The sequence below is a fragment of the Victivallis vadensis genome (assembly GCF_003096415.1).
GTDB lineage: Bacteria > Verrucomicrobiota > Lentisphaeria > Victivallales > Victivallaceae > Victivallis > Victivallis vadensis.
In genome coordinates this window covers 25,718-37,885 of record NZ_QEKH01000030.1, presented here as the reverse complement: position 1 = coordinate 37,885, position 12,168 = coordinate 25,718, and the positions used below count along the sequence as shown (strand labels likewise).

Genomic DNA, 12,168 nt, shown 5'->3' with positions numbered 1-12,168 from the left:
GTTACAGCTTGACCGGAGCCGTTTCGGGCTTATAGGGGCCGTATTCGCCGCTTTCGAGGGCGACCAGCAGCGACTTGGCGTCCATGCTCCAGGCCGCGGCGGTGGTGGAACGCAGGTCGGGAATATCCGCCCGCTTCAGCGCGGCGGCGGCTTTGTTCAGCTCCTTGAGCTGGAGGTAGAGCCGTCCGGCATTGGTGCAGGCTTCGGCGCGGACACCGGCGGAAACCTCCGGAAGTGCGCCGATCGCTTCAAATTCGGCCGCCGCGGCCTCATAGCTGCCTTTCAGCTCCTGAATGTAGGCCATTGAGAGCATCGCCATGCCGAGGAGCGGTTCGCCCGGTTTGGCCGCTTTCACGGCGGTCAGCTCCTGCAGCGCTTCGTCGTACTTCTTGTCGGCGGAGAGCAGCTTGGCCAGCCGGAAGCGGGCGGCGGCGACGCCGGGAGCGTCGGCGTATTTATCCAGCGCGGCGTTCAGTTCGTCGACGGTGGCGGCGTCGGCCAGCGCGAAAGCGGCCTCGCGCGCCGCGTTGCGGCTGACCGCGAAATAACCGAATACCGCGGCGATCACGATCACGACGGCCACTGCGGCGATCACGATCTGTTTCCAATAGGTGGCGAAGCCGTATTCAATGCGTTCCATATCATTCATCAGCGCATGGGAAAGTGCGGCATCCAGCTGTTTTTTCTTGTCCGCCATAGTCGGTGGCTCCTTGATTATTGTTGTTTTTTTTAAAGATCAATGATGCGAAAAAATCCGCTCGGGAGCATGGAACAACGCCACGCCGAGCTCATTGGCGCGCTTGATCACATCCGCGTCGCGCAGTGAGCCGGAGGGGGCGATGATCGCGGTGACTCCGGCTGCGGCGGCGGTTTCGACTCCGTCCTCAAACGGAAAGAAACCGTCGCTGGCCATCACCGAATCCTGCAGCGTGCCTTCGCCGCTGTACTTCTGCTTGAACTTCGCGATCGCCTGTTCGATCGCGCCGACCCGGTCCTGCTCGCCGGTGCCGACGGAGAGGGTCTGCCCGTCCTTCACGATCACCACGCCGTTGGAGCGGACGCTCAGATTCACGTACCACGCGAACAGCAGGTCGAACTTCTGCGCGTCGGTCGCCGCGACGGTCGAAACCTGACGGCCGCACCGCTTGTTTTCGGCTTCCGCCGGAACCAGGTCCGCGACGCTTTTCATCGAGGTCATCAGCGGCTGGGCGATCACCAGCGAACCGTCGGCCAGCACCTTGACCGTGTTGTGTTCATCCTTCGCCTCGCCGGTGAAACGGGGCAGCTTCGACAGGTCGCCGCACTGGATGATGCGGATATGTTTGTTGAGCTTGTAGGTTTCGCCGTCGTTGAAGATTTCCAGCACGCCGGGCGCATAGGAAGGGGCGACCACGCATTCGACGAAGGTGGACATGATTTCGCGTGCGGTCTCCTGGTCGACCTCCTTGTTGAACGCGATCGAACTGCCGAAGGCGGCGCGGGCGTCGGCGTCACGCGCCTTGAGGTAGACCGTTTTCAGCGATTCGCCGGGACGGCCCGCGGCCGCGCCGGAGGGATTCACATGCTTCATCACCGCGCAGGCCGGGGTGTCGAAGAACTTCACGATGTTCAGCGCATAGGAGATGTCTTCGAGATTGGTCTGTGAAAGCCCGCTCTTGCCGTTCTTCAGAATCTTCATGTCGCCGATCACGCACGCTTCATCCGCGGGCTTGTAGTAACTTGCCGCCTGGTGGGGATTGGTGCCGTAACGGAGATCGTCGACCTTCACGTACCGCCGGGAACCGATGGTGATTTCAGCCGGGAAGTCGCCGACGTGTTTGGAAAGATAGCTGTCGCGGGTCAATTCTTTTGCCATTTTGAACTATACCGTTTTACTGAATTAAAAACCTGAAAAAATCGTATTAAGGAATATAACACCGGTTGAACTTTAGGGCAAATGGCGGTATTGTTCTTTTATGGAAAAAAGTGAGAATTTTACGATGAAGAAACGACTCAAACACACCCATCCGGGGCGGCTGATCACCTTTGAAGGCCCGGAGGGCGCCGGCAAGAGCACCCAGTTGAAGCTGCTTGCCGGATACCTGGAGGAAAAAGGGTTCGAAGTGATCGCCACGCGCGAGCCCGGCGGCACCCCCCTCGCCGAACGGCTCCGCGCCGTGATCAAGGCGTTTGAGGGGGAGGAGAAGCTGCACAACACCACCGAACTGCTGCTGATCGAGGCGGCCCGTTCGCAGCATGTGCGCGAAGTGATCCGGCCGGCGCTGGCGGCCGGGAAGATCGTGCTGTGCGACCGGTATTTCGATTCGACCACCGCCTATCAGGGGGGGGCGCGCGGCTTCGACGCCGAAGCGATCGACGCGCTGAACGATCTCGCGATCGCGGAGTGCGCGCCCGACCTGACGCTGCTCTTCGACCTGACGCCGGAGGCGGGCTTTGCCCGCACCCGCACCCGCACCGAAACGCAGGGCGAGCACGACCGCTTTGAAGAGGAAAAACTCGAATTTCACCGGCAGGTCAGGGAAAGTTATTTGACGATCGCGGCGCGGGAGCCGGAACGGGTCCGGGTGGTCGCCGCCGACCGCCCCGCACAGGAAATTCAGACCGAAGTCAGGAAACTGGTCGATGAGCTTATACGATAATTACGCCTCCAACTACCCCGCGCTGGTCAGCCATCTCGAAAACGCCCGGAAGCATCACCGCCTCGCCCACGCCTTTCTGGTTCACGCCGATACGGAGCGCGCCCGCCGGGAGTTCGCGGTCGTGCTGGCGCAGATCGCGGCGTGTCCCGACAGCCGGGAAGGGCGCCCCTGCACGGTCTGCCGGGTCTGCCGCCAGTTGGAGCAGGGGACCTATTCCGAATTTTACACGCTCAGCCCGGTCGGAAAGATGTACTTCATCAAGATCGGTGAACGGGGCAAGCCGGAGCCGAATACGCTGCGCTATTTCGAGGAGCAGTTCCATCTGACCAGCACCGGCGGCGCTAACCGCAAGGTCGGCGTGATCTACGACGCCGACCGGATGAACGACGAATCCCAGAACGCGCTGCTCAAAACGCTGGAGGAGCCGCCGCCGGAGACTCTGCTGATCCTGACCACCGGCAACCCGGCTTCGCTGCTGCCGACCACCCGCAGCCGCTGCCAGCAAATTTCGCTGCTGACCAACCGCTGCGAATTCGATTTCGCGGGCAAGGAGCAGGTGTTCGCGGCGCTCGGGGCGCTGTTTTTCGAGGCGCGCGGCGACCTCGCCAAAGCCGAAGCCGGGGCCGCGCAGCTGATCCAGGTCGCCTCCGGCCTCAACAGCGACGCCGGCGGGCGGACCGCCGGGGAGTGGACCGCCCGGCTGACCGCCGCCGCCCAGACCGGAGACCCGGCGCTGGTCAAGCGGGTCGAGCAGCAGGCCGCGGACGCCGCCGCCGGAGCTTACATGAAAGAGCGGGGCCAGTTCCTGACCGCGATCCAGACCTTCTGCCAGCAGGTTTTCCAGCTTTCGGAGGGGATCCGGTTCGATCAGCTGGCCAACCCTGAAATTTTTGCAGGCATCGACCTGCCGGAAAAAATCGCCCCGGCACGCGGTGCGGTCGCGCTGCGCGAAGCGGAGGAACTGCTGTTCACCCTCCGCTTCAACGTCAACGAAGAGCTCGCATTGCGGACCTTCGCGGTCAATCTCGCGACAAAGAGACAGTAATCACCACAGCAATTGAGGAGTCAGAACATCATGAAAAAACTGTTTGGAACCGATGGCATCCGCGGCAAGGCGAATGTTTATCCGATTACCCCGGAGCTCGCGCTGCTGGTCGGCAAGGCCACCGCGCTGGTGCTCGGAGCGGGCGGCAACGACGGCCGCAAGCGGGTCGTGCTCGGCAAGGATACGCGCATTTCCGGTTATATGCTTGAAAATGCGCTGACCGCCGGGCTGACCGGCATGGGCATGGATGTGCTTTCGGTCGGGCCGATGCCGACTCCGGCGGTCGCCCACCTGACCAAATCGATGGGGGCCGCCTGCGGCATCATGATCACCGCCAGCCACAATCCGGCCTGCGACAACGGGATCAAGATTTTCGCCGCCGACGGCTTCAAGCTGCCGGACGACGTCGAACTTGAGATCGAAAAGCACATCCTTGATCCTGAGCTCAGGGAGCGGCATGTGCCCTGCGACCGGATCGGCAAGGCCTACCGGATCGACGACGCCCGCGGCCGCTACATCGAATTTGCGAAAAGTTCGATCAGGAACCTGAGTCTGCGCGGATTGAAGATCGTGCTCGACTGCGCCAACGGCGGCGCTTATTCGATCGCCCCGTTGATCTTCCGCGAACTCGGCGCCGAAGTGATCGAAACCGCCGTCCGTCCCGACGGGCTGAACATCAATGACGACTGCGGCGCGACCCATCCGGAGAACATCAGCAAGCTGGTGCTTGAGCACAAGGCCGACTGCGGCATCGCGCTCGACGGCGACGCCGACCGGGTGATCTTCTGCGACTCCGACGGCGTCGAAGTCAACGGAGACCGGATCATCGGCATGATCGCGCTCGACCTCAAAAAGCGCGGCCGCCTCGCCGCCGATACCGTCGTGGTCACCGGCATGAGCAACCTCGGGCTGCACCGCGCGATGAAGGAGAACGGCATCAGCGTCGAAGTCACCGACGTCGGCGACCGTTACGTGATCGAACGGATGCGCGAAAAGGGATTCAACGTCGGCGGCGAACAGTCCGGCCACATCATCTTCATGGACTACGCGACCACCGGCGACGGGATCATCTCCGCGCTGCACGTGCTGCAGCTGATGGAACGCACCGGCAAACCGCTGGCGGAGCTGGCGGGCTTCATGTCGGTGTTTCCGCAGGAGATCCGCTCCTTCCCGATCGGCCGCAAGGTGCCGCTCGACCAGCTGGAAAAGCTGCCGGCGGCGATCGCCGAATGCAAGGCCGCGCTCGGCGACTCCGGCCGCACCATTGTGCGTTACTCCGGCACCGAGAACAAGATGCGCATTCTGGTCGAAGCCGAAAATCCCGCCGACGTGCCGGCCTGGATCGAAAAGCTCTGCGCCGTCGCGCAGGATGAACTCAAATAATCAGGGAGGTTGAGCATCATGGCTGTTGAAATCATCGCCGCCAAAGTTCCGAGTCTCTGGCCGATCACCGCGGAAGTCAATACGATCAAAGTGGGCGGAATCCGCATCGCGGACCTGATCCTTTCGCGTTTCCCCGCGCTGCCGGACAATCGCACCGTCGCCGTGCGCGGCGACTTCCTGCCTTCGCTCGAATTTGCGGCGCTGCTCGCGACCGGCGCCGGCAACTGCGTCGTCAAGGACGCCAGCGACGGCGCCACCCTCGCGGAAGTCACCATTCCCGGCAGGCTCGGCGTCACCGAACTGCCGCTGGATGAAAACTCCACCCGCATCCGCCATCCGTGGGACCTGCTTTCGCTGAACGAGCGTCTGGTCGGCGCGATGACCAGCAACGACATTCGCGGCACCGTCCGCGCCGGAGCCACCCTCGACGGTTTCGTGAAGCTCGGCGCGAACAGCGTGATCCTGCCCGGCGTCTACATCGAAGGCAACGTCGTGATCGGTGAAAACTGCAAGATCGGCCCGAACTGCTACATCCGCGGCAACACCTCGATCGGCGATAAATGCCACGTCGGGCAGGCGGTCGAAATCAAAAACTCCCTGCTCGGCGACAAGGTCAGCGTCGGTCACCTGAGCTATGCGGGCGACTCGGTGATCTGCGACGGCGTGAACTTCGGCGCAGGCACGATCATCTCGAATCTGCGCCACGACGGCCGCAACCACCGCTGGCTGGAAAACCAGGAGTTCCTCGACACCGGCCGCCGCAAGTTCGGCGCGATCATCGGCGAAGGAGTCCACACCGGAATCCACACTTCGATCTATCCCGGCCGCAGCCTTGCCGCGGGGAGCTGCACCACGCCCGGCGAAGTCGTCTCCCGCTCGAAGTGACGGAGTACGCCACCGGCGGCCTCCCCCCTCACGACTCGCCTCCGGCGGCCGGGGGGGGCTTCGCCCCCCGGTCCCCCCGACCGGCAAGGTGCCGGCGCCGGGTACGGTTTCGAGATTTTTGCTGTGCAAAAATCTCGAAACCGGGGTTATTACTAATGGGTTGTGATAAGTCTATAAGCGATACTTCGCGATTGTGTCCTCTTTCCAAAGACGCTTTGCGCCAGTTTCCTGGCGTGCCGGTCAGCGGCGGTTCAGCGCCGCCGCGATGGCCCCGATCGCGGCGAGGTTGATGTTCGCATTGACGCCGACGCCGTAGACGATCGTCTCCGAATCCTCGAACTTGAGCCCGATGAAGGCGATGGCCTGCGCGGAGGAACCGCGCCCGAGTGCATGTTCCGAATAGCTTTCCACCTGAAAATCGGGCAGGGCGGGGCAGCGGTTCAATGCCGCGACCGCCGCTTCAATCGGCCCGGAACCGGTGCCGAGCACCGCGTAGGTTGAATCGCCTACTTTAAGCTCCAGCTCCACGCCGGTCTGGTCCACGCCGGTCGGAGCGGGACGCTGGATGCGGAAACCGCCGATCCTGACTTTCCCGCCGGCATCCACGAATTTCTCCATGAAAATCCGGTGGATTTCGACGGCGGAAACCTCGTTGCCGCTCGCTTCGGCGGCGCGCTGCACCTCGCGGGCGACCACCGGCTGCATCAGTTTGGGAATGCTGATGCCGTAGACGCTTTCGAGGATGTAGGCGATGCCGCCCTTGCCGGACTGGCTGTTGATCCGGATCAGCCCGTCGTAGTTCCGGCCGATGTCGGCGGGGTCGAGGTGCAGATAGGGCATTTTCCAACCCTGTTTGAAACGGGCGGAGATCTCCTCGCGCTGCGCCATCCCCTTGCGGATCGCATCCTGATGGGTGCCGGAGAATGCGGTGAAAACCAGTTCCCCGGTGTACGGCGCGCGCGGATGAATCCGGATGTCCGACACCTCCTCGATGAATTCGACGATTTCCGGGAGGTTCGAGAAATCCAGCCCCGGATCGACGCCGCGCGACTTCAAATTCAACGCGAACATCACCAGATCCATATTGCCGGTGCGTTCGCCGTGGCCGCAGAGGGTTCCCTCCACCCGCTCCGCCCCGGCCAGCACCGCCATCTCCGCCGCCGCGACCGCGCCGCCCTGATCGTTATGGGTATGCACGCTCAAGGTGGTGTCCGCCATATACGGGTAGCTCCGGGTGAAGGCTTCGACCATGTCGGCATACTCGTAGGGAGGACGGCGCTCGACGGTGGCGGGGAGGTTCAGGATGAAATCCGCCTTGCCGTTCGGCCGCCACGCGTCGTGGACCGCCGAGGCGAGATCGACGATGAATCCCAACCGGCTGTCGCTGAACTCCTCCGGCGAAAATTCATAATGGATCGCGTCGCGCATGCCGTTCTGCTCCAGTGCTTCGGCGATCATCTTCGTCGCGGAAACCGCCATCTCCGTGATTTCCGCCTCGGTTTTATGAAAGACGAACTCCCGATGGAGGTCGCTGGTCGCGACGTAGCAGTGGATAGTCGCCTGCCGCACGCCCTGCAGCGATTCGATGGTGCGGGCGATCAGGTTTTCACGGGCCGCGGTGAGTACGGAAATCCGGACGTCGTCCGGGATCAGGTTCTCCGCGATCAACCGCCGCACGAACTCGAATTCCTCCGCCGAGGATGCGGGATAAGCCACTTCGATCTCCTTGAAGCCGATCTGCGTCAGCATCTGGAAATAGCGGATCTTGGTCGCCACGTTCATCGGACGGGCGAACGCCTGGTTGCCGTCGCGCAGATCGACTGAAACCCAGGCCGGGGGACGGGTGATCCGGCGGGTCGGCCAGACGCGGTTTTCGATGGCGACGGGTTCGCTTGCGCGGTACTTCGGATACTGTTCCATGATAATTCTCCTTGAAATGAATAATGGTTTGGAAATTTCGCACGGTAAGAGCGGAATCCGAACAATTCAACGGAGAAAACACATCACAGTACGCGTTGCCGGAATTGAATACGGATTCCTTCAACGCCGGACCGGCGGCTTGCAACAGGCGGGAAATGAAAACGTCAACGACCTGTCTGCACCGGACCGGCGCAAATAAGTCGCAGCAGAGCAGGAGTTTCGGCAGCAGCAAACAGAGGCCGCCCACGATAGGCGCCCCGGCGAATCTGGCTGTAGATGTTTCGACCGAACTGCATAAGATTGATAACTCCTGTTACTTTTAATCTAACCGCATTTCCGCAAAAAGCAAGCCGGCCCGTATTGATTTTTTATTTTTTTGATCTATTATAGATATTGCTTCCCGGAAATACCGGGCAGGCACTACTATTATTTTATGGAGGAAACGAATATGTTGAATGGAGAACTGACCGCGGCATTGAACGACCAGATGGTGTTTGAAATCTCATCCGCCTATATCTATCTGGGCATGGCTGCCGCCCTTGAACGCATGAACCTGCCCGGCTGCGCCCACTGGATGCGCATTCAGGCGGACGAGGAGCTGATCCATGCGGATATCTTCTACCGCTATATCAACGACAACAGCGCCGCCGTCGAACTTCAGGCCATTCCGAAGCCGGAATTCGACAGCTCCGGTGTGCTTGCGGTGTTCAAGGGCGCTTTGAAGCATGAAAAGATCGTGACCTCCCGCATCGACAAGCTCGCCGCCCTCGCGATGAAAAACAACAGTTTCGCGACTTTGAACTTTCTGAACTTCTTCGTCACCGAGCAGGTGCAGGAGGAAAAGAGCGTTCAGGAAATCATCGACCAGCTTGAGCTTGCCGGCAACTCCAAAGAAGCGCTGCTGTTCATCGACAACAAGCTGGCCGCGCGTGCCGCCGCCACCGCTCCCGCCGCCGCCGCGACTGTTTAGGTTTCGCTGCCGATCAGGGCGAGCCGGGGGAGAGCCTGCCGTTTTGAAGGCAGGCGGGTCTGTCCACCCTGTCGGGCGGCAGACCTTGTGCGCTACGCGGCCTGATTTGCAATCAGGCACCGGTAGCTGGGCGCGTAGCGCACAACTGTCTCCGACGGGCAAGGCGCTTCGCCCTTGCAACCCGACCGGGTAGCACCCGGGGGCAAGTACTCCCGACAGAGCAAATAAACTGATAGATAGTCCCCCCGGTTTTGAGATTTTTGCTGCGCAAAAATCTCAAAACCGTACCCGGCGCCGGCACCTTGCCGGTCTGGGGGACCGGGGGGCGAAGCGCCCCCGGCCGCCGGAGGCATTCCCGAATAGGGGGAGGCCGCCGGAGGCATGTGTGCCGGGTCAGAACTGGACGGGTTTGCCGGTGGCGGCGGATTCGTAGATCGCGTCCAGCAGGCGCATTACGGTCACGCCCTGTTCGCCGGTGGCGAGGAAGGGCTTGTTGTCGCGGACGGCTTCCACGAACATGTGGAACGCGCTCTTGACTTCCGGCACCGGGGGATGAAGTTTGCAGTCGTACTGCTTGCCTTCGATCTCCTGATAGTATTCCACGTCGTAGGTGTAGCCTTCATCGAGGTTGTACTGGTAGATGCCGCCTTTGTCGCCGAGGAGGCGGGTGGACATCTGTTCGTTTTCCTTGATGTTGCTGGCCCACGAGGCGTCGAGTTCGAGGGTGGCGCCGTTGCGGAATTTGATCATCGCGCAGGCAAGATCCTCGACGGTGTAGTTTTTGACCAGCGCCGGGGCGATCTTGCTGTAGGTGCTGCCCATCACCCAGGCCGGTTCGGGATAGCCCATCATCCAGAGGGCGAGGTCGAGCCGGTGCACGCCGAGGTCGATCAGCGGGCCGCCGCCGGACTGCTTCTTGTCGTAGAACCACGAGCCGGACGCGCCTTCGGTGTTGAAGCCGGAGCTGGTGCCGCCGGGCACGCCGCGGCGGCGGAGCCACACGCTGCGGGCGTAATAGATTTCACCGAGACGGCCCTCTTCGACCAGCGCCTTCATCGCGCGGGACTGCGGGGTGAAGCGGTAGCTGAAGTCGATGCCGAGCTGGCGGTTGAGCTTTTTCGCGGTTTCGAGCATCTCCTCGGCTTCGGCGGTGTTCATCGCCATCGGTTTTTCGCAGAGGACGTGGGCGCCCGCCTTGAGACCGGCGATGGTCAGCTCCTTGTGCTGGTTGTTCGGGACGGCGACGGAGAGGATGTCGAGCTTCTCGTTTCTGATCATGTCGATGCCTTCGACATAGAGCTTGTCGAGATTGAACTCCTTCTGCGCCTTTTCGCGGCGGTCCGCCTGCCGGTCCGCGATCGCGACGACTTCGACGTCGGGGTGGGTCATATAGCCGCGGAGGTGGTTGTAGCCCATGCCGAGGCCGATTACGCCTGCCTTCAATTTCGCCATGATGATTCGGATTCCTTTATCGCTGATTGATTACTTGTTGCTGCCGTCGGCGTTCTGCATCACGCCCGCCTTGATCGCGTTGGGATCGACCGAACGGATCTCTTCGAGCGCCGGATAGCACGGCGCGCTCATTTCGCGGAAGAAAACCGGTCTGGCCCAGCGGACCGCGTTGCCGATCACTTTGAGCACGTTTTCATTGTAGAAGTTCGGATAGGATTCGTGGCCGGGCTGGAAGTAGAAAACCTTGCCGTAGCCGCGCTCGAAGGTCACGCCGCTGCGGAACACGTTGCCGCCTTCGAACCAGCTCACGAAGATCAGCTGGCCGTCCTGCGGGATGTCGAAGCGTTCGCCGTACATCTCCTCATGCTCCAGCTCGAAATATTCGCCGATTCCCTGGGTGATCGGGTGGAACGGGGCGATGTTCCAGAGGCGTTCCTTCTCGCCCGCCTCGCGCCACTTGAGCGAGCAGCTCGTGCCGGTGACGGCGCGGAAAATCTTCGAGAAGTGGCCGGAGTGCAGCACGATCAGCCCCATGCCTTCGAGCACGCGCTTGTGGACCTTCGCGACGATGTCGTCGCGGACTTCGCTGTGGGCGCAGTGTCCCCACCAGATCATCACGTCGGTGGAGTTGATGACTTCGTCGGTGAGGCCGTGTTCCGGCTCGTCGAGGGAGGCGAGACGGATGTTCAGGTCGTCGGCGGCGATGCCTTTGGCGATCGCGCCGTGGATGCCTTCCGGATAGATTTTACGGATGCCTTCATGCTCTTTTTCGTGACGAAACTCATTCCAGATGGTGACGTTGATTTTGGCCATTTTTCACTCCTTATTGTGATGTTGCCCGATTCTGTCTGTTTTAGTATAAGGGCTTCATGAGTAAAAAACAAGTTTTTTTGCGATTGCATTTTGTGATATTCAAAAACCTTTTGTGAGAATCGGTTGAAAATTCGTTTTTTTCGTGTAGTATAGGAGGTGTGAAAGGACAAATCTATGGATTTCAGAAAAGTCAGGAAATGGCAGGTCAACTTCGAGGTTCACCGCCAGCTGCGGAGTCTGCCGGTACCGGAGATCGTGGTCGAGGAGGTGCAGAACGACCGGAACTACCGGCTGGACGGGCGGCTGCGCGGCGACAGCGGCGGCCAGCTCTCGATCACGCTCGGCGGGCGCGGCGGGCTGCGGATCGCCGGGACCGATTACGAGCTGACGCCCGGAAAGGCGTTCCTGCACAACCACAACGATCCGCAGGTGTGCTACTACTACCCGCCGGACGGGACGGAACCGTGGAACTTCCTGTGGATGGCGTTTTACGGCGATGGGCTGTACGAATTGATTTCGGAGATCAACGGAACCTACGGCTACATCTTTGACGTGCCGCTGAATTCGCCGCTGGTCGAGCGGCTGTCGAACTATCGTCAGTACCGCAACGAGGTGCTGATGATGACGCCGCTGGAAGGGGGCAAACTGGTGATCGACGTGATCGACCAGCTCTGTTCGCCGGTGGAGAACGAGCTGCGCGAATCGCCGCGCAGCTCGCTGGTCGGCGACGTGCAGAACCGGATCGCCAACTATATCTCGGAACGGCTCGACGTGGAGAGCATGGCGCGCCATTTCCGGGTGTCGCGCGAACACCTGTCGCGGGTGTTCCGCGAGCAGACCGGCACGCCGCTGCACGCCTACATCACCCGGGCGCGGCTGCGCTTCGCGGTGAACCTGCTGCTGCAGACCCGGCTGAACGTGAAGGAGATTGCCGCAAAGTGCGGCTACACGGAGTACTCGGTCTTTTACCGCGCTTTCCGCAAGCGGATCGGCATGTCCCCCGAAGCGTTGCGCGAGGCCGGCTACCGCCCGGATATCTGACGCCTGAGGGCGGGCGCGGC

General features: G+C 61.4%; 11 protein-coding genes. 6 read left to right on the top strand and 5 right to left on the bottom strand.

Annotated features, from left to right (window positions below):
* Nucleotide 1: 1 nt before the first annotated feature.
* Both C8D82_RS15985 and C8D82_RS15980 read right to left on the bottom strand, forming a co-directional pair.
* Nucleotides 2-697 (bottom strand): tetratricopeptide repeat protein, encoded by a 696-nt coding sequence (locus C8D82_RS15985; RefSeq protein WP_116885290.1) that lies wholly within the window; start codon nucleotides 695-697, stop codon nucleotides 2-4.
* 39 nt (nucleotides 698-736) lie between these two features.
* Nucleotides 737-1,855, bottom strand: a complete 1,119-nt coding sequence (locus C8D82_RS15980) for an IMP cyclohydrolase (protein WP_116885289.1) — start codon at nucleotides 1,853-1,855, stop codon at nucleotides 737-739.
* Between the two features lie 124 nt (nucleotides 1,856-1,979).
* On the opposite strand from C8D82_RS15980, the gene tmk reads away from it, so the two are divergent.
* From tmk to C8D82_RS15960, 4 genes are read left to right on the top strand one after another with little or no spacing between them, the layout of a single operon-like run.
* Complete coding sequence (gene tmk, locus C8D82_RS15975) at nucleotides 1,980-2,639, top strand: dTMP kinase (RefSeq protein WP_116885312.1); 660 nt, start codon at nucleotides 1,980-1,982, stop codon at nucleotides 2,637-2,639.
* Entirely contained in the window at nucleotides 2,623-3,684 is a 1,062-nt protein-coding gene (locus C8D82_RS15970; RefSeq protein ID WP_116885288.1) for a hypothetical protein, read from the top strand. The genes tmk and C8D82_RS15970 overlap by 17 nt, the downstream gene beginning before the upstream one ends.
* A gap of 30 nt (nucleotides 3,685-3,714) precedes the next feature.
* The gene (glmM, locus tag C8D82_RS15965) at nucleotides 3,715-5,067 is read left to right on the top strand and encodes a phosphoglucosamine mutase (RefSeq protein ID WP_116885287.1); all 1,353 of its coding nucleotides are present in this window, start codon (nucleotides 3,715-3,717) and stop codon (nucleotides 5,065-5,067) included.
* Nucleotides 5,068-5,085: 18 nt separating this feature from the next.
* A complete protein-coding gene (locus C8D82_RS15960; RefSeq protein ID WP_116885286.1) occupies nucleotides 5,086-5,952 on the top strand; it encodes a hypothetical protein in 867 nt (288 codons plus the stop codon).
* A gap of 240 nt (nucleotides 5,953-6,192) precedes the next feature.
* Here the strand turns inward: C8D82_RS15960 and C8D82_RS15955 are convergent, their stop codons facing one another.
* Nucleotides 6,193-7,872 carry a 2-isopropylmalate synthase gene (locus C8D82_RS15955; protein ID WP_116885285.1) on the bottom strand — a complete coding sequence of 560 codons (1,680 nt, stop codon included), beginning with the start codon at nucleotides 7,870-7,872 and terminating at the stop codon, nucleotides 6,193-6,195.
* Between the two features lie 448 nt (nucleotides 7,873-8,320).
* Here C8D82_RS15955 and C8D82_RS15945 point away from each other — a divergent pair, with 448 nt between their 5' ends.
* Nucleotides 8,321-8,842 carry a ferritin gene (locus tag C8D82_RS15945; RefSeq protein WP_206212694.1) on the top strand — a complete coding sequence of 174 codons (522 nt, stop codon included), beginning with the start codon at nucleotides 8,321-8,323 and terminating at the stop codon, nucleotides 8,840-8,842.
* A 393-nt stretch (nucleotides 8,843-9,235) separates the two neighbouring features.
* Here the strand turns inward: C8D82_RS15945 and C8D82_RS15940 are convergent, their stop codons facing one another.
* A complete protein-coding gene (locus C8D82_RS15940) occupies nucleotides 9,236-10,294 on the bottom strand; it encodes a Gfo/Idh/MocA family protein (RefSeq protein WP_116885283.1) in 1,059 nt (352 codons plus the stop codon).
* Between the two features lie 30 nt (nucleotides 10,295-10,324).
* Nucleotides 10,325-11,107, bottom strand: a complete 783-nt coding sequence (locus tag C8D82_RS15935; RefSeq protein WP_116885282.1) for a ThuA domain-containing protein — start codon at nucleotides 11,105-11,107, stop codon at nucleotides 10,325-10,327.
* Nucleotides 11,108-11,281: 174 nt separating this feature from the next.
* On the opposite strand from C8D82_RS15935, the gene C8D82_RS15930 reads away from it, so the two are divergent.
* On the top strand, nucleotides 11,282-12,148 hold the full coding sequence (locus C8D82_RS15930; protein ID WP_116885281.1) for a helix-turn-helix domain-containing protein: 867 nt from the start codon (nucleotides 11,282-11,284) through the stop codon (nucleotides 12,146-12,148).
* Nucleotides 12,149-12,168 lie beyond the last annotated feature (20 nt).